This window comes from Stenotrophomonas daejeonensis, from assembly GCF_001431505.1.
Lineage (GTDB): Bacteria > Pseudomonadota > Gammaproteobacteria > Xanthomonadales > Xanthomonadaceae > Stenotrophomonas > Stenotrophomonas daejeonensis.
Genome location: NZ_LDJP01000059.1, coordinates 46,973 through 64,089 on the forward strand (window position 1 = coordinate 46,973; position 17,117 = coordinate 64,089).

Sequence of the window (17,117 nt, forward strand, 5' to 3'; positions counted from 1 at the left end):
GGCCCGCCATTGGCGGGGCGTGGACATCGGCTGACTTATAGTCCGCCCACGCGCGGTGGTCCGCGCATGCCGCGGATGCGCCGCCTTGTCTTCCCGTCCCCGTTTCCCGTTGTTGCGCGCGTGGTTGCTGGCATTGCTGCTGGTCGGCGCCGGGCCGTGGCCGTGCGCCGCGCTCGCCGCCGGCAACGTGGCCGACGAGGTCGACCTGCCGCAGGCGCGGCAGCGCATCGAGCAGGCCGGGGATGCGCTGCAGGCGGTGCGCCTCGGGCTGGACGACGCCGACGCGCAGGAAACGCTGCGGACGCTGTCCGAGCGGGCGCAGCAGGCGCGGCGCGACGCCGAGGCCGGGGTGCAGGCGCTGCAGCCGGCGCTGGAGCGGATGGACGCGCGCATCGCCCAGCTCGGGCCGCTACAGGAGGGCGCGACCGAGGAGCGTGGCATTGCCCGCCAGCGTGGCGTGCTGGAGCAGCAGCGCAGCCAGCTCGACGCCGACGTCAAGCGTGGCCGGCTGCTGGCCGAAGAGGCGCGGCAGCTCGGTGATTCGATCGAGAAGATGCGCACCCAGCAGTTCGGCGCGCAGCTTGGGCGCAAGGTGGGCTCGCCGTTGTCGCCCGTGCTGTGGCGCAAGTTCGCCGACAGCCTGCCCGGCGACCTGCAGCGGATCCGCGCGCTGTACCGGCAGGCCGGCAACGCCCTGCACGACGCGGTGGCCGCGCATGGGGCGAAGGTCCCGTCGCTGGGGGTGTTGCTGGCGTTGCTGCTGGTGCTGCCGCTGCAGTTCTGGCTGCGCCGGTTCGGCCGCCGCCGCGCCGCGTCCGCGCAGGCACCGGCCGGGCGCCTGCGCCGCACCGGGCTGGCGGTGTGGCTGCTGCTGGTCGGCACGCTGCTGCCGGGGCTGGCGGCGCTGGCGGTGGTGGGCGGCCTGCGCGCGGTATCGGCGATCCCGCCAAGGCTGGAGTCGGTGGCCGACGTACTGGTCACGGCGACCTTCGTGTCCGCCTTCATCGCCGCCGTCGCCGCCTGCCTGCTGGTACCGCGGCGGCCGTCGTGGCGGCTGGCGAACGTGGACGACGCCAGTGCCCGGCGCCTGCTGGCGCTGGCCCGTGGCGCCGCGGCACTGACCTGGGCGACCCTGCTGCTGCGCGCGCTGGCGCGCGCGGCGCGCACCTCGCAGGTCAGCGCGGTGCTACTCGATGGCCTGGTCGCGCTAGGCTACGTCGCCCTGATCATGGCGATGCTGGTGACGCTGACGCGGCTGCACCGGCGCCGCGCCGCCGATGCGATGCGGGCCGAGCAGCGCGCCGATGCGGGCGCGGCGAAGCCGCTGCGGCTGCGCAGCGGCTGGCTGGTGCTGGCGCGGCTGGGTGGCCACCTGACCGTGCTGGCGGCGCTGCTGGCCACCCTGTTGGGCTACCTGAACTTCGCGCTGTTCGCCACCCAGCAGATGGTCGGGGTGACCGTGCTGGTGCTGGTGGTTTCGCTGCTGCTGAAATTCGCCGACGACCTGTCGCTGTGGCTGCTGGCGCCGGACAGCGGCTTCGGCCGCGTGCTGCGCCTGTCCACCGGCCTGCAGCCGGCGCAGCTGGAACAGGCCGGCGTGCTGCTGTCGGCCCTGCTGCGGGTGGTGCTGGTGTTGCTGGGCCTGGCCGCGCTGGTGGCGCTGTTCGGCAATGCCAGCGCGCTGTACGACTGGACCGCCGCGCTGGGCTCGGGCCTGAAGATCGGCGACCAGCTGCTGAAACCGTCGTCGCTGCTGTGGGCGGCGCTGGTGCTGGTGCTCGGCTTGGGCCTGGCGCGGATACTGCAGCAGTGGCTGGTGGGCACCTACCTGCCGAAGACCGGGCTGGATGCCGGCGTGCGCAATTCGGTCAGCACCGTGGCCCGCTACCTCGGCATCGTGCTGGCGGTGCTGTGGGCGCTGGCGACGCTGGGCATCGGCTTCGAGAAACTGGCGCTGCTGGCCAGCGCGCTGTCGGTGGGTATTGGTTTTGGCCTGCAGGCGATCACCCAGAACTTCGTCTCCGGCCTGATCCTGCTGGCCGAGCGGCCGGTGAAGATCGGCGACTGGATCAAGATCGGCGACCAGGAGGGCGACATCCGCCGCATCTCGGTGCGCTCGACCGAAATCCAGGTCGGCGACCGCTCCACGCTGATCGTGCCCAATTCGGAACTGATCACCAAGACCATCCGCAACATGACGATGGCCGGTGCGCTGGGCCGCGTGCAGCTCCAGTTCTCGGTGCCGTTGAACACCGACGTGGCGCAGGTGCGGCAACTGCTGCTGGACATGTTTGCAGGCCACGAAGGCGTGCTGGACGATCCGGCGCCCTCGGTGTTCATCGACTCGATCGCCGGCGGGCTGGTGGCGCTGAACTGCTTCGCCTACGTCTCCAGCCCGCGCAACGTGTACGGCACCCGCAGCGAGTTGCTGTTCGAGCTGCTGCGGCGCACCGCCGAGCAGGGCATCGCGCTGGTCACGCCGACCGACATCCACCTCGTGCGTGACGACCAGTGAATCCTTGAATCCCTTGCAGGAGTGACGTGAGTCGCGACGGGGCTCTCCCGTGCGTCCTGTCGCGACTCACGTCACTCCTGCAAGGGAGGATTCATGGGTTCAGGAACGCGGCCGGCTGCGGATCGCCGGCAGCAGCGCGTAGCTGTCCACCGCCAGCTTCTCGGCATGACTCAGCCAGGCGCGGATCTCCAGGTCGTCGATTTCCTCGTCCAGCCCCAACGGCAGGATGATGCGGCCGTCGCTGTCGGCCTGCACCCATTGCTGGGCCACGACCACCTTGCGCTGCGAGGACACCGCCTCGACCCAGAACGCGCGCGCCGGGCGCTGGCTGGCGTACAGCTCCAGCACGTAGCGGCCGGGGCCGGTGTGCTGCGCCTGGCGGCTGATCATGCGCGACTGGCGCACGCTCGGGCGCGGGCCATGGAACGGCTCCAGCGGCGCGTCCACGGCGATGCCGCGGCGCAGCTGGGCGTCGCGGTACAGGCGCATGCCCTGGTCGCTGTCCACCAGCAGCGCGCACCAGTCGCCATCGGCCAGGCCGTCTTCGAACGCGGTGCAGCGGTCCACGTAGGCCAGCCGGTGGCCGGGGTCGGCCTCGTCGAACCTGCGCGAGGTGTTCTCCAGGTACACCGACTGCAGCGCCCACTGCGCGTCGTATTCCAGCAGTACCGGCGGCTGCACCTTCTGCACGCCGACCAGCACCTGGCCGTCGTCCAGCCGCAGCATGCGGGTCTTCTCGCCCAGCCACAGCGAGCGGGCGAAGGCGCGGTAGCGCGCGTAGTCGCTGGCGTCGTCCTTGAGCGCGGCGACGCTGGCGCTGGCCGCGCGCGGCGCGGCCAGCAGCGAGCGGCCGAAGCCGATCGCGTCGATGGCCGGGTCCAGCAACTGCAGCAGGGTGGCGCCGGAATCGAGCGTGGTGCCGGCGCTGGCCACCACCTGGCGCGGGGCGATGTCCGCGCCGAGGAACAGCAGCAGGTTCTCGCGGTGCAGGTTGGCCAGCACGTCGCTGAGGTCGTTGGGCATGGCCAGGTGGTCGGAGGCCACCACCACCAGCGTGTCCTGCCCGTATTCGCTGGCGCGGATGCGGTCCACCAGTTTCGAGATCAGTCGGTCGGTGCACTTGAGCGCGTTGAGCAGGCCGATGTTGCCGTACTGGCTGCGGTAGCGGGTGCCCTTGCAGGCCACCGGCAGGTGCCCGGCCGGGTGGTGGGTATCCATCGTCAGCGTGGTCAGCATGAACGGCTGGCCAGCACGGGAGAGCTCCATGAAGCGGTCGAAGGCGCGGTCCAGCAGCACGTCGTCGTGGATGCCCCAGTTGGAGAAGTGCTTGTCGGCGATGCGCTGCTGCTTGAACCACGCCAGGTCGCGCACCTCGTCGAAGCCGTGGGTGGCGAGGAAGTCGGCCTTGGCCGCGAACTGGCCGTTGGCGCCGCCCATGTAGTGGTTGTCGTAGCCCTGCTGCTTCAGGTAGTCGCCCAGGCAGAACGCCTCGGGCAGGAAGCGGCCCATGCGGCCCATGCTGTTCTCGTCGCCCTGCGCGGTGGTCAACGGCACGCCGCACATCGACGACACCAGCCCGGCGATGGTCCAGCCGCTGCCGTCGGCCGAGGCGATGTCTCGGAAGTCCAGCGCTTCGCCAGCCAGTCGCTTGAGGTTGGGCATCAGCCCGGGGAAGGCGGCTTCGTCCAGGTAGGTGCGCTCCAGGCTCTCGCCGTAGATCCACACGATGTTCTTCGGCCGCGCCAGCGGCTGTGCGGGGATAACGTACTCCGGCGCCACCGCGCTGTAGTCCACCGGCTGCATCTGCCGGTAGAGGCGCTGCGCGTCGCCGTAGAGCGGGCTGTGCAGGGTGGCGCCGACCAGCAGCGCGGCGAACGCGGCCGACAGCGCCCAGCCATGCCGAGGCAGGCGGAAGCGGCGCACGCGCACCAGCAGCAGCGGGGTCAGCGACAGCAGCGCCAGGGCGATGTACGCGACGATGTAGCCGCTGAAGTCGCCCACGCCGGCGCCTTCCATGTCGCTGCGCAGGTGGTAGAGCGTGGCCGAGTTGATGCCGTCGCCGCTGAGCCGGTCGATCAGCCACCACGTGCTCAACAGCAGCAGCAACAGCGACAGCAGGCCGGCCTTGAGCCGCGCCAGCCTGGGCGAGAGCAGCAACAGCAGGAACAACGCGGGCAGGTACAGCCAGATGATCCAATGCATGCGGTCACTTGGTAGTGGAAGGGAGAGAAAGCCTTCCCCCGGAAGGCCTGGCCCACGTGCCCGTGTCAGGCGCATGAAACGTGGATGACAGGATCATGCCGATGCGAACCTGACTGAAATGTTGGCTGGGGGCTCCCTAGCGGTGGCCCCGTTCCTCGCGCGCCCGGGCCCGGGTGTGGTGGTCGAACAGCAGCGCGCTGAGGATCAGCCCCAGCCCGATCCCGACCCCGAGCAGGAACAGCAGCATCGCCAGCGCCGGGTAGCCCAGCAGCGTGAACCGCGCCGGCACCCGCATCAGCAGCACCGAGGACAGCAGCAGCGCGGCGGTGATCAGCCCGGCGGCGATGCGGTTGGCGACCTTCTGGATGTTCTCCATCAGCCGCGATTCCTCCAGCCCGGTGACCTTCACCTGCAGGCGGTTCTCGGCCATCAGCCCGAGGATGTCGGACATGCGCCGCGGCCCGGTGCGCAGCAACTGCTGCAGTTCCATCGCCTCGCTGGCCAGGTTGGCCGCCGACAGCGACTTGCGCAGGCGCGCGCGCATCACGTGCTGCAGCTGGCTCTCGACCACGCTGCGGGTGTCCAGCTCCGGCGCCAGCTGCTGGCAGACGCCCTCCAGGTTGAGCAGCGCCTTGCCCAGCAGGCTCAGCTCCGGCGGCGTGCGCAGGTCGCTGGCGGTGGCGATGCGCACGATCTCCAGCACCACGTGGCCCTCGGACAGGGTGCCGTTGGCGGCGTAGCGCGCGATCATCTGCCCGGTTTCGCGCAGGTAGCGTTCCTCGTCGTAGTCCTCCAGCCGCGTACTGATGCCGATGATCTCGTCGGCCACCTCCTCGCCGCGGCCATCGACCGCGGCGAACAGCACCTTCAGCAGGCGCTCGCGCAGGCGCGGCGGCACGTGCGCGACCATGCCCAGGTCGAAGATCGCCAGGCGCCCGTCGGGGGTGACGCGCAGGTTGCCGGGGTGCGGGTCGGCGTGGATCTCGCCGTGCACGAAGATCTGGTCGAGGTAGCCGCGCACCAGCGCCGCGGCCAGCGGCAGCATCGACTGCTCGGTGCGCCGCACCGGCGGGATGGCATCCACGCGCACCCCGTGCGCCAGCTGCATGGTCAGCACGCGGCGGCCGCACAGGTCCCACAGCGGCTGCGGCACCCACAGCTCCGGGTACGGCGCCAGGTGCCGGCCGAAGCGCGCGAGGTTGACCGCCTCGGCCTCGTAATCCAGCTCCATGTGCAGGGTCTTGGCGAACTCGTCCAGCCAGTCGGAAAAGCGCACGCGGCGGCCGACGCGGGTCAGGTGGTCGGCGGCGCTGGCGAAGCTGCGCAGCACCGCCAGGTCCGAGCGCAACTGCGCGGCGACCTCGGGCTTCTGTACCTTGATCGCCACCTCGCGGCCGTCGTGCAGCACCGCGCGGTGCACCTGGGCGATGGAGGCGCAGCCCAGCGGCTCGGGGTCGAACGCCGCGAACAGCTTGCCGACCGGCGCACCCAGTTCCTCCTCGATCACCGCGCGCACCTGCTCCACCGGGATCGGTGCAACCTGTTCCTGCATGCGTGCCAGCACCGCCACGTAGTCGGGCGGGATCATGTCCGGGCGGGTGGACAGCACCTGGCCGAGCTTGACGAAGGTGGTGCCCAGCGCTTCGAGGTCGGCGACGAACTGGTCCGGGTCGCCGGCGGCCGGGGCCTTTTCCAGGCGCGGCAGTTCGCCGTCCAGCTGCAGCCCGGAGAAGATGCCCGAGTGCCGGTAGCGCAGCAGCAACCGGACTATCTGCTGGCGCCGGTTCATGCCGCCGATCAGCGCGGGGCCGGGGGCATCGCATGCGGTGGTGGTCAAGGCCGGCCCTCGTCGTGCGTGGAGCCGGCAGTGTCGCCGGGGGGCGGTGGGCGGCGGGTGAATGCGCCGGAGCACGCCGCCGCCACCGCGGATCGGCGAATATTCCATTTTCCCATCCTCGGTGCCCCATCAATGGCCGGAGCCAGCCTGCTCGCCCTGCTCGACGACATCACCAGCCTGCTGGACGATGTTTCCATCCTTACCAAGGTCGCGGCCAAGAAGACCGCCGGCGTGCTCGGCGACGACCTGGCGCTCAACGCGCAGCAGGTCAGCGGCGTCACCGCCGCGCGCGAGTTGCCGGTGGTCTGGGCGGTGGCGAAGGGCTCGCTGCTGAACAAGGCGATCCTGGTACCGGCGGCGTTGGCGATCAGCGCGTGGCTGCCGTGGGCGATCACGCCGCTGATGATGGCCGGCGGCGCCTTCCTCTGCTACGAGGGCGTGGAGAAGCTGGCGCACAAGTTCCTGCACCGGCACGAGGACGGCGGGCAGCGCCAGGCCGAGCGCCTGGATGCGCTGGCGAAGGAAACCGCCGACATGGCGGCGTGGGAGCGCAACAAGGTCCGCGGCGCGATCCGCACCGACTTCATCCTCTCGGCCGAGATCATCGTGCTGTCGCTGGGCGTGGTGGCGAAGCAGCCGTTCATGCAGCAGGTGCTGGTGCTGGCGGCCATCGCGCTGGCGATGACGGCGTTCGTCTACGGGCTGGTGGCCGGCATCGTCAAGCTCGACGACCTCGGCCTGTGGCTGTTGCGCCGGGGCCGCGCCGCAATGGCGGCCGGCCGCGCGATCCTGCTGGCGACGCCGTGGCTGATGCGCGGCCTGTCCGTCGCCGGCACCGCGGCGATGTTCCTGGTTGGCGGCGGCATCCTGGTGCACTCGCTGCCGGCGTTGCACCACTTCATCGTCGGGCTGGCGCCGGCGAACCTGGCATGGCTGGCCAACGCGCTGGGCAGCGTGGTGGTGGGCATGGTGATGGGCGCGGCGGTGCTGGCGGTGGTCGGCGGCGTGCAGCGTTTGCGCGGCAGGTAGGCAACCGGTTCCCGACAGTGCGGAGGGGGCTTGGAGTGGAGAGCGGATGGCGGCGGAACGCCGTTATTGCGCGCTACCCACCCGGTCGCGTCCGGCCTGCTTGGCCGCGTACAGCGCATGGTCGGCGCGCTGCAGCAGGGTGTCGGCCGCTTCGCCCGCCTGCCATTGCGCGACGCCGGCGCTGAAGCGCACCTGCACGCGCTGTTCGCCATGCAGGAACGGCCGCTGCGCCAGCAGTTCCTGCAGGCGCCGCAGCTGCGACTCGGCCTGTGCCTGCGCCATGCCCGGCAAGATCAGCACGAATTCGTCGCCGCCGAGCCGGGCGATCTGGCCGTGGCTGCCCAGCCGCGCCTGTATCGTGCCGACCATGTGGCGCAGCGCGTGGTCGCCGCCGGCGTGGCCGTGGACGTTGTTGATCTGGCTGAAGTGGTCCAGGTCCAGCAGCGCCACGCTGAACGTCGAATCGGCGTTGCCGGTGGCCAGCGCGAGCTGCTCTTCCAGCCCGCGGCGGTTCAGCGCGCCGGTCAGCGGGTCGGTGCGCAGTTGGCTGTCGGCCTGCTCCAGCTGTTGTTCCAGCTGCAGCACGCGCTGCTCGGCGGCCTTGGCTTCGGCACGGGCGCGGGACAGGTGGTCGCGCGCGCGCAGCGCCTGCGCCTGCAGGCGCGCGGTGTCCTGCAGCACGTCCTGCAGCAGCTGGCCGAGGTCGGCGAGGTTGCGCGTCTGGCGCACGGCGACGGCGTAGCCGGCGATGCGGTCGTGGTACTCGCCGGTCTGCGCGGCCATGCCCTCGACCTGCTCGACGAAGTCGACCATCAGCTCCTGCATCGCCGCCTTGGATTCGTCGATGCCCTGCTTGAGCAGGCTTTGCCGGTAGATCACCTCGCGCAGGTCGTTGCGGGTGCGTTCCAGCGAGGCACGGTCGAGAGAGCCGGACAGCAGCTGGCGGATGGCGCCGATCTGCTCCTGCAGCCAACTGCCGCCGTCGATCAGTTCGGCGACGTTCTGCAGCAGCAGGTCGAACAGGCTCAGCAGCAGGTCATGCTGTTCGTGCAGCACGTTGTTGCGCACGCCGACCTGGTGGCACAGTTCGCGCAGGTGCTGCTCCACCGGTTCCAGCGGCTGCCCGCCGTGCCAGCCGCGTAGTTCCTCGCCCATGCGCCGCGCCTGCGTTTCCAGCTCCGGCGCCTGCAGCAGCAGGCTGCTGAGCACGGCGTCGAGGGTGTTGCGGAGCATGTCGCGCAGGCGCGCGGCTTCGCCGTTGCCGGCGTGCGCATGCTCCAGGTCGAGGTGGCGCAGGTACTTGTCGATCAACTGCCGCAGCAGCCGGCCGTAGCGCTTCCAGTCCCGGTTGGCATGGGCGCCGTGCAGCAGTTCCCCCAGTTGGCCGAGTTCGCCGGGCAGCGCGGCCATGCCTTCGGCGAAGACCAGCAGCAATGCTTCCGGCGCATGGGCCGCGGACTGCGGGTCGCTGGTATTGGCAGGTACCGTCGCGGCCGCTTTGCGGCGCGCGAGGATGCGCCCCAGGCCAGCGGGTTCGGGCGGCGGAGTGTCGGGGCTGTCGGCCATCACGGGCGTTCGGATACGGGCGGCAGGAAAGTGAACGATGCCCGATTATCGGCCGTCGCGGCACTGCCTTGAACCGCCGCCGGCCATTGTCCAGGCCTCCGATTGCGGGGATGGGCAAGCTGCGCGTGCCACGGCGGCGGCGCTTGGTAGAGCGGGGCTTGCCCCGCTGAGGCTCTACCGGGAAGACCCCAGCGGGGCAAGCCCCGCTCTACGAGGAAGCGGTGTACTCGGAATGGCTCCCCGGGGTTGGGAAATGAACCAAAAAAAGACCCGGCAACGGGGGCGTTGCCGGGTCCGGGATGCGCGGGGGAGGGAAACCGCGCAAATCGCTTGTCTGTTGCCTCAGCGCGCCTTGCGTGGCTGCGCCGGTGCCGGGGTGAATGGTTGCCGCGCCAGTTCGCCGATGGCGATGCCGGTCTTCAGGCCCAGGTCCAGCATTTCCTGGCCGGCATTGCCCAGCCGCTGCAGGTTGTCGCCCGCCACCTGCAGGCCCTTGGGCAGCAGCGTGGGCAGTTCTGCGCCAGCCTGCGACAGTTCGCCGATGAAGCCGGCGGTGGCATTGGCGTTGCGCTCGAAGGCGCGCAACTGCACGCCGAACGCGCTCTCGGCGTTCTCCAGCGCCAGCCGGTTGGCGCGATTGGCCGCGGCGGCAAGGTGCCGGGTGTAGTCGTTGAAGGAGGCGTCGAAGCGGGCGGACATGGCGGAACTCCAGCTTTGTTGCGTCGCAACATAACACGGCTGGCCGGGAATGCAAGCGCCTGGCGGCCTCAGTCGCCGCGGTAGCGGCAGCCGGAGGTGCAGGTCTCGTGCACGGTCACCGCGCTCAGCTGTGGCAGCGCCGGCTTGAGCCGTTCCCAGATCCACATCGACAGGCGTTCGCTGGTGGGGTTTTCCAGCCCGGGGATGTCGTTGAGGTAGTGGTGGTCGAGCTGCTCGTACAGCGGCAGGAAGGCGGCCTTGATGTCGCCGAAGTCCATCACCCAGCCGGTTTCGGCGCCCGGTTCGCCGCTCACTTCCAGGCGCACGCGGAACGAGTGGCCGTGCAGGCGCGCGCACTTGTGGCCGGGCGGCACGTTGGGCAGCCGGTGCGCCGCTTCCAGGGTGAAGTCTTTGAAGATGTCCATGCGTCGATTGTAGCGGCCGGGGTGGCCGGCCCTGTCGGGAAGTGACGGGTGGCGCATGCAAAAAGGCGGGAGCGCACGGCCCCCGCCTTTCCTGCCTGCGGCGCTGCGGGGGGCCGGGCCCCCGCGGTATTCAGACCGCGCTGGTCGGCCGCGGCGCGCTGCCGGAGCGGCGGCCACCGCGGCGGCGGCGCGGCGCGCCGGCCGGCTGCTCGCGGTGCTGGCCGCCGTTCTCGCTGCGCGACTTGCCGGGCTGGCCGGCATGGGCGCCGCGGCGCTGGCCCTGCGGGTTGCCATTGGGGCGCCCGGCGCCGTTGCCGCGCCGCGGCGGGCGCTCGCCGCCGGGCTGCTCGGCCTTGCCCGGGGCGCTGTTGCCCCAGCGGATCGGCGTCTGCGGCTCGAAGCCGGCGACGTCGCGGATGTCCATGTCGCGGTCCAGCAGGCGCACGATCTGGCGCAGGTACTTGGCGTCTTCCTGCGCCACCAGCGAAACCGCCTGGCCGTTGGCGCCGTTGCGGCCGGTGCGGCCGATGCGGTGCACGTAGTCCTCGGCCACCATCGGCAGGTCGTAGTTGATGACCTTGGGCAGCTCGTTGATGTCGATGCCGCGCGCGGCGATGTCGGTGGCCACCAGCACGGTGACGCGGCCGGCCTTGAAGTCGCCCAGCGCGCGCATGCGCTGGTTCTGGCTCTTGTTGCCGTGGATCGCCGCGGTCTTGATGCCGGACTTGTCCAGGAACGTGGCCAGCTTGTCGCTGCCGTGCTTGGTCTTGGCGAACACCAGGGTCTGCTCGCGCGAATCGGCGCTCAGCAGGTGCAGCAGCAGTTCGCGCTTGCGCCCGGCGTCGACCGGGTGCACACGGTGGGTGATGGTCTCAGCCACGGTGTTGCGCGGGGTGACCATCACCTCGCGCGGGTTGCGCATGAATTCCAGCGCCAGCTGCTTGATCGGGTCGGCGAAGGTGGCCGAGAACAGCAGGGTCTGCCGGTTCTGCTTGGGCAGCTTGGCGAGGATGCGCTTGATCGACGGCAAGAAGCCCATGTCGAGCATGCGGTCGGCCTCGTCCAGCACCAGCACCTCGATGCCGGACAGGTCGATGCTGCGCCGCTCCAGGTGGTCGATCAGGCGGCCGGGGCAGGCCACCAGCAGGTCCACGCCCCGGCGCAGCACGTTCAGCTGGTTGCCCATGCCGACGCCGCCGTAGATGCAGGTGCTGGGGATGCGCAGGTACTTGCCGTAGTCGCGCAGGCTGTCATGCACCTGCGTGGCCAGTTCGCGGGTGGGGGTGAGGATCAGCGCGCGCGGCCGGCGCGGGCCGTTGCGCACTTCCTGCGGGTTGGTCGCCAGGTGCTGCAGCAGCGGCAGGCCGAACGCGGCGGTCTTGCCGGTGCCGGTCTGCGCGCCGGCCAGCAGGTCGTGGCCTTCCAGCACCAGCGGGATCGCCTGCTGCTGGACCGGGGTGGGGGTTTCATAGCCCTGCTCGGCGAGCGCGCGCAGCAGGAAGGGCGCAAGGCCCAGGTCTTCGAACGACATGGATGCTCCAAAAGGATAGAGGCGCCGGCCGGAAGCGGCTGGCGGTGCCGGTCGAGGCGACCGGCTGGCTCGGAGCGTTCCCGTGAACCGCGCTGCGAGGATCTGGGTGCGACCTGCGCGGTGCGCGGGCCGGAATGCATGGCGAATGGCGTCGGGTGGGAGGGGCGGGGCCGGTGGAACGGCACCGCCGGCCTTCCCGGAGGGAAACGGACGGCCGCTGGCAGACCGCGATAGTCTAGGGGAAGTTTGAGACGGGCACCAAAACCGCCCGTTCAGCTTGCCCCGCCGGATGCCGCCGTAGCGCCGGGTCTTGACCCGGCAGGCTTCCCCGGCGAGGTGCCATGCGGGGCAAGCCCCGCACCTACCTATTCGTTACAATCGAAACTTGTGCTCTCCAGAACTGGACGCTCCGATGAAGCTTGGTTCCCTGAAGGAAGGTGGCCGCGACGGCACCCTGATCGTGGTCTCGCGTGACCTGACCCGCGCTGTGCGCGCCACCGGCATCGCCGCCACCCTGCAGCAGGCGCTGGAAGACTGGTCCAACCTCGCGCCGCGGCTGAACGCGCTGTCCGACTCGCTCAACGGCGGCGACGCCGACGGCGTGTTCGACCTGGACATGCAGGCGCTGGCCGCGCCGCTGCCGCGCGCCTACGAGTTCGTCGACGGCAGTGCCTACCTGCCGCACGTGGCCCGCGTGCGCAAGGCGCGCGGCGCCGAGGTGCCGGAAAGCTTCTACACCGATCCGCTGATGTACCAGGCCACCAGCGCCGGTTTCCACGGCCCGCGCGACGCGGTGAAGGTGGTCAGCGAGGACTACGGCATCGACCTGGAGGCCGAGATCGTGGTCGTCACCGACGACGTGCCGATGGCGGTGACGCCGGAGCAGGCCGCCGGCCACATCCAACTGGTCGGGCTGGTCAACGACGTCAGCCTGCGCAACCTGATCCCGCCGGAGCTGGCCAAGGGCTTCGGCTTCCTGCAGTCCAAGCCGCGCTCGGCGCTGAGCCCGGTGTTCGTCACCCCCGACGAACTGGGCAATGCGTGGCAGGGCAACAAGGTGCACCTGCCGCTGGTGACGCACATCAACGGCGAGTGGTTCGGCGCGCCGGAGGCCGGCGTGGACATGCAGTTCGACTTCGCGCAGCTGGTGGCGCACGTGGCCAGGACCCGGCCGCTGTCGGCCGGCACCATCGTCGGCTCCGGCACCATCGCCAACGAGGACACCGCGCTGGGTGCCTCCTGCTTCGCCGAACGCCGCACCGTCGAGGCGCTGCGCGACGGCAAGCCGTCCACCCCGTTCATGAGCTTCGGCGACGTGGTGCGCATCGAGATGTTCGACCGCGACGACAACAGCATCTTCGGCGCGATCGAGCAGCGCATCGAGCAGGCGCAGCGCCCCTGATTGCCGCTTTTTTAAGCCCCTCTCCCTTCGGGAGAGGGGTTGGGGTGAGGGGCAACGGAGTCACGATGGTTCAACCATCATGGACTGCGTTCGCCCCTCATCCGCCCTTCGGGCACCTTCTCCCGAAGGGAGAAGGTGGCGATTGTTCCCATATCGCCAAGCGGCGCAAACAACCGACCGGCGGCAACGGCATCCCCACTGCCGGCCTGTATCGTGACCCGATGCAAGCAAGGACAACCGACATGGATGCAGCATTGACGCTCTACAGCTACTGGCGCTCCAGCGCAGCCTACCGCGTGCGCATCGGCCTGAACCTGAAAGGACTGGACTACGCGCTGGTGCCGGTGCACCTGGTGCGCGACGGCGGCCAACAGCACGCCCCCGACTACGTGGCGCTGAATCCGCAGCAGCTGGTGCCGGTGCTGCGCGACGGCGAGCGCGTGCTGACCCAGTCGCTGGCCATCCTCGAATATCTCGAAGAAACCCGTCCGCAGCCACCATTGCTGCCGGCCGACGCCGCCGGCCGCGCGCGGGTACGCGCGCTGGCGCAGCTGGTTGCCTGCGACATCCATCCACTCAACAACCTGCGCGTATTGCAGTTCTTCGACCGGCAATGGCACGTGCCGCAGGCCGAGCGCGACGACTGGGTGCTGCACTGGATGCGCGAGGGCTTCGCCGCGATGGAGGCCATGCTCGCCGCCTCGGCGGACACCGGCCGCTACTGCCACGGCGACGCGCCGGGGCTGGCCGATTGCTGCCTGCTGCCGCAGCTGTACAACGCGCGGCGCTTCAAGCTCGACCTCGACGCCTTCCCGACCCTGCGCCGGATCGAAGCCGCCTGCCTGCAACTGTCGGCCTTCGATGCCGCGCGCCCGGAAAACCAGCCGGATGCGGCTTGAAGCACACCGCCGGCACTCGTAGGTCGGGGCTACGCCCCCGGCGGCATGTTCGGGTGCACGGAACGTCGGGGACGTAGCCCCGACCTACGCCTTCGGCGACTCAACGGGTCGGGGGAAGCCCCCGTGCCGGCAAGCCGTCATGCCCCGTTCCTCGTTCCCGGCTTCAAAACCCGTGCGTGATCGACGGCGCCGCTGCCGGGGCGGAGAAGTCCGCGTAGGGGTCGTGCTCGCCGCTGCCGCCCTCGGACAGGCGGAACTTCAGTGCCAGCCCATCGCGCGAATCGGCCGCGCGCAGGGCTTCTTCCTGCTCGATGATGCCGTCCTTCGCCATCCGGAACAGGCACTGGTCGAAGCTCTGCATGCCCTCTTCCAGCGACTCCTCCATCGCCTGCTTGATCGCATGCACCTCGCCGCGGCGCAGCAGGTCGCGGATCATCGGCGTGTTGATCAGCACCTCGGTGGCCGGGCGGCGGCGGCCATCCTTGCCCTTGACCAGGCGCTGCGAAATCACCGCGCGCAGGTTCAGCGACAGGTTCATCAGCACGTTCTTGTGTGCGCTCTCGGGGAAGAAGTTGAGGATGCGCTCGATGGTCTGGTCGGCGTTGTTGGAGTGCAGCGTCGCCAGGCACAGGTGGCCGGTTTCGGCGAAGGCGATCGCCGCTTCCATCGTCTCCGCGTCGAGGATCTCGCCGATCAGGATCACGTCCGGCGCCTCGCGCATCGCGTTCTTCAGCGCGTTGTGGAAGGCGTGGGTGTCCAGGCCGACCTCGCGCTGGTTGACGATCGACTGTTTGTGCTTGTGCAGGAACTCGATCGGGTCCTCGATGGTGAGGATGTGGCCGGTGGAGGTGCTGTTGCGGTGGTCGATCATCGACGCCAGCGAGGTGGACTTGCCCGAGCCGGTCGAGCCGACCACCAGTACCAGCCCGCGCGGGGTCATGATCACGTCCTTGAGCACCTGCGGCAGATTCAGCTCCTCGATGCTGGGGATGCGGCTCTTGATCGCGCGGATCACCATGCCGACCTCGCCGCGCTGCTTGAACACGTTGACGCGGAAGCGCCCGGCGTCGGCCAGCGCGATGGCCATGTTCAGCTCCAGGTCGCGTTCGAACTGCGGTACCTGGCCCTCGTCCATCAGCGAGTAGGCGATCTTCTTGACCATGCCCGGCGGCAGGCCGGTGTTGCCCAGCGGGTAGAGCTTGCCTTCGATCTTGATGTAGACCGGCGCCCCGGTGGTCAGGAACATGTCCGAAGCGTTCTTTTCGGTCATCAGCTTCAGGAAATAGCCGATATCCATAGGTAAAGTTTCCCCGCAGACGGCCCGGTGCCGTTGATGCACGTGGTGGCCTTGACGACAATGGCCGCGCTCATTCATTCCGCGACGGCTCCCCAATGAAACCTAGCTTCGCACAATTACGACGTCTCCTGTATGTGACCGCCTGCGCATCCGCGCTCTGTGCCAGCGCGTGGGCGCAGGACCCGGCCGCGGCCGACCTGCTGGCCGCGCAGCAGGCGGTGGAACGCGCCGACCGCGCCGATGCCGACCAGTACGCGCCGGACACGATGGCACTGGCCCGCCAGCAGCTGGAACAGGCCCAGCGCGCCGCCGGCGACCGCCGGCAGCGCAAGCAGGCCCCGCTGCTGGCCCAGCGTGCCGCGGTCGACGCCGACCTCGCCCGCGCCCGCAGCGAGGAGGCGGTGGCGCAGGCCACGCTGGCCCAGCGCAAGGCCGAGGTGGAACGCCTGCAAAGGCAATTGGCAACCGGGGAGGCGCGCCGATGAACATCAGGAACCTGCTCGCCGCCGGCCTGCTGGCCCTGCCGCTGCTGGCCACTGCCGCCGAAGACCCGGCGGTGGCCGTGCTGAATCAGCGCCTGATCGCCCTGCAGGCGAATCTGGACACCGCCGACGTCGCCGCCTACGAGCGCCTGCAGGCACGGCAGGCGGTGGCGGAGCTGGCCAAGGCCAGGCGCAAGAACCTGGAACAGGCGCGCTACCTGGCCGAACGCCGGGTGGAGATCGCCGAAACCAGCGCCCGTACCGAGGTCGCCCAGCGTGAGGTCGAACGACTGGAGCGAACCCGCAGCGAACTGCTGATCGAGGCCAGCCGCCGCGACGCCGACCGCGCCCGCCGCGAGGCCGAGAAGCTGCGCGTGCAGGCGCAGATCCAGGCCGAGGAAAGCGAGCGCCTGCGCCAAGCCGCCGAGGCCGAGATCCTGGCCCGGCAAGATGCGGAAATCGCGTTGAGCAGCGTTGCCGGCAAGCAGGCAGCACGGGTCAGCGCGGCCCAGCAGAACGCGGCCAAGCTGGCGCGCGAGGAAGCCGAACTGGTGTCCGGGCAGAAGTTGCCGAACTCCACCTTCGGCCGCCGTGGCGAGGTGTTCACCCTGCCCGGCGACGCCTTCGCCGCGGGGCAGGCCAGCCTGTCCGCCGGCGCGCAGGATCAGGTCAAGGCACTGGCCGAATACCTGAACATCGGCAAGAAGGGGCGGGTGACCATCGAGGGCTACGACAGCGCCAACGGCGTTGGCCAGCGCCGTGCGCAGGCGCTGAAGGATGCGCTGGTGGCCGCCGGCGTGGCCGCCAGCCGGTTGCAGGTGAGCGGCAAGAAGGCCGCCGCCACCCGCGCCCGTTCGGCCGAGGTCATCATCGCCCCATGACCCGGTGGCGCGTGTGATCGCGGGGCCTACCGTACATGGCGGCAGGCCCCGTATCCGTAGATACCGTCTTGCTCAGGCGCGTGCAATGGCCTTTCGGGGATCGAAGGGGGTAGCGGACTTGAGCACCCCCCAGACGATGTGCAGGAGCTTTCGCATCAAGGCGCAGAGGATGAGCTTGGGTGGCTTGCCCCGTTCGGCCAGTCGCTGGGCAAAGGCGGCCAGCACGGGGTTGTGGCGCTTGCCCACCAGGGCCGGCATGTAGAGCTTGGCGCGCAGTGTGGCATTGCCGACACGCGAGATGCGGACCTTGCCTTCGTGCGTGCCGGACTGCCGGCGGGCTGGATTCAGCCCG

Annotated in this window: 14 protein-coding genes; 6 read left to right on the forward strand and 8 right to left on the reverse strand. The window is 70.0% G+C overall.

Going from position 1 to position 17,117, the window contains the following annotated elements:
* Positions 1-112: 112 nt before the first annotated feature.
* Complete coding sequence (locus ABB34_RS10475; protein ID WP_057641288.1) at positions 113-2,515, forward strand: DUF3772 domain-containing protein; 2,403 nt, start codon at positions 113-115, stop codon at positions 2,513-2,515.
* 99 nt (positions 2,516-2,614) lie between these two features.
* On the opposite strand, the gene ABB34_RS10480 is transcribed toward ABB34_RS10475, so the two are convergent.
* Complete coding sequence (locus ABB34_RS10480) at positions 2,615-4,717, reverse strand: phosphoglycerol transferase I (protein ID WP_057641271.1); 2,103 nt, start codon at positions 4,715-4,717, stop codon at positions 2,615-2,617.
* Between the two features lie 136 nt (positions 4,718-4,853).
* Positions 4,854-6,506 (reverse strand): ABC1 kinase family protein, encoded by a 1,653-nt coding sequence (locus ABB34_RS10485; protein ID WP_245625437.1) that lies wholly within the window; start codon positions 6,504-6,506, stop codon positions 4,854-4,856.
* Positions 6,507-6,686: 180 nt separating this feature from the next.
* On the opposite strand from ABB34_RS10485, the gene ABB34_RS10490 reads away from it, so the two are divergent.
* A complete protein-coding gene (locus tag ABB34_RS10490) occupies positions 6,687-7,583 on the forward strand; it encodes a DUF808 domain-containing protein (protein ID WP_057641273.1) in 897 nt (298 codons plus the stop codon).
* A gap of 63 nt (positions 7,584-7,646) precedes the next feature.
* Here the strand turns inward: ABB34_RS10490 and ABB34_RS10495 are convergent, their stop codons facing one another.
* From ABB34_RS10495 to ABB34_RS10510, 4 genes are all read right to left on the reverse strand, one after another.
* Positions 7,647-9,149: a GGDEF domain-containing protein gene (locus tag ABB34_RS10495; protein WP_057641274.1), complete on the reverse strand. Its 1,503-nt coding sequence runs from the start codon at positions 9,147-9,149 to the stop codon at positions 7,647-7,649.
* A gap of 342 nt (positions 9,150-9,491) precedes the next feature.
* A complete protein-coding gene (locus ABB34_RS10500; RefSeq protein ID WP_057641275.1) occupies positions 9,492-9,848 on the reverse strand; it encodes a phasin family protein in 357 nt (118 codons plus the stop codon).
* A gap of 68 nt (positions 9,849-9,916) precedes the next feature.
* Complete coding sequence (gene queD / locus ABB34_RS10505) at positions 9,917-10,273, reverse strand: 6-carboxytetrahydropterin synthase QueD (protein ID WP_057641276.1); 357 nt, start codon at positions 10,271-10,273, stop codon at positions 9,917-9,919.
* Between the two features lie 130 nt (positions 10,274-10,403).
* On the reverse strand, positions 10,404-11,804 hold the full coding sequence (locus ABB34_RS10510) for a DEAD/DEAH box helicase (RefSeq protein WP_057641277.1): 1,401 nt from the start codon (positions 11,802-11,804) through the stop codon (positions 10,404-10,406).
* A 412-nt stretch (positions 11,805-12,216) separates the two neighbouring features.
* Between ABB34_RS10510 and ABB34_RS10515 the strand changes: the two genes are divergently transcribed.
* Positions 12,217-13,206: a fumarylacetoacetate hydrolase family protein gene (locus tag ABB34_RS10515; protein ID WP_057641278.1), complete on the forward strand. Its 990-nt coding sequence runs from the start codon at positions 12,217-12,219 to the stop codon at positions 13,204-13,206.
* 242 nt (positions 13,207-13,448) lie between these two features.
* The gene (gene maiA, locus ABB34_RS10520) at positions 13,449-14,105 is read left to right on the forward strand and encodes a maleylacetoacetate isomerase (RefSeq protein ID WP_057641279.1); all 657 of its coding nucleotides are present in this window, start codon (positions 13,449-13,451) and stop codon (positions 14,103-14,105) included.
* A 163-nt stretch (positions 14,106-14,268) separates the two neighbouring features.
* Here the strand turns inward: maiA and ABB34_RS10525 are convergent, their stop codons facing one another.
* On the reverse strand, positions 14,269-15,402 hold the full coding sequence (locus ABB34_RS10525; RefSeq protein WP_057641280.1) for a PilT/PilU family type 4a pilus ATPase: 1,134 nt from the start codon (positions 15,400-15,402) through the stop codon (positions 14,269-14,271).
* Between the two features lie 95 nt (positions 15,403-15,497).
* Between ABB34_RS10525 and ABB34_RS10530 the strand changes: the two genes are divergently transcribed.
* Together ABB34_RS10530 and ABB34_RS10535 are read left to right on the forward strand one after the other, a co-directional pair.
* Complete coding sequence (locus ABB34_RS10530) at positions 15,498-15,887, forward strand: DUF4398 domain-containing protein (protein ID WP_057641281.1); 390 nt, start codon at positions 15,498-15,500, stop codon at positions 15,885-15,887.
* Positions 15,884-16,765 (forward strand): OmpA family protein, encoded by an 882-nt coding sequence (locus ABB34_RS10535; RefSeq protein WP_057641282.1) that lies wholly within the window; start codon positions 15,884-15,886, stop codon positions 16,763-16,765. Before ABB34_RS10530 ends, ABB34_RS10535 begins: the two co-directional genes overlap by 4 nt.
* 72 nt (positions 16,766-16,837) lie before the next feature.
* Here the strand turns inward: ABB34_RS10535 and ABB34_RS10540 are convergent.
* Positions 16,838-17,117, reverse strand: a 280-nt coding sequence (locus ABB34_RS10540) for a transposase (protein WP_152979583.1), incomplete at its 5' end; no start/stop codon positions are given.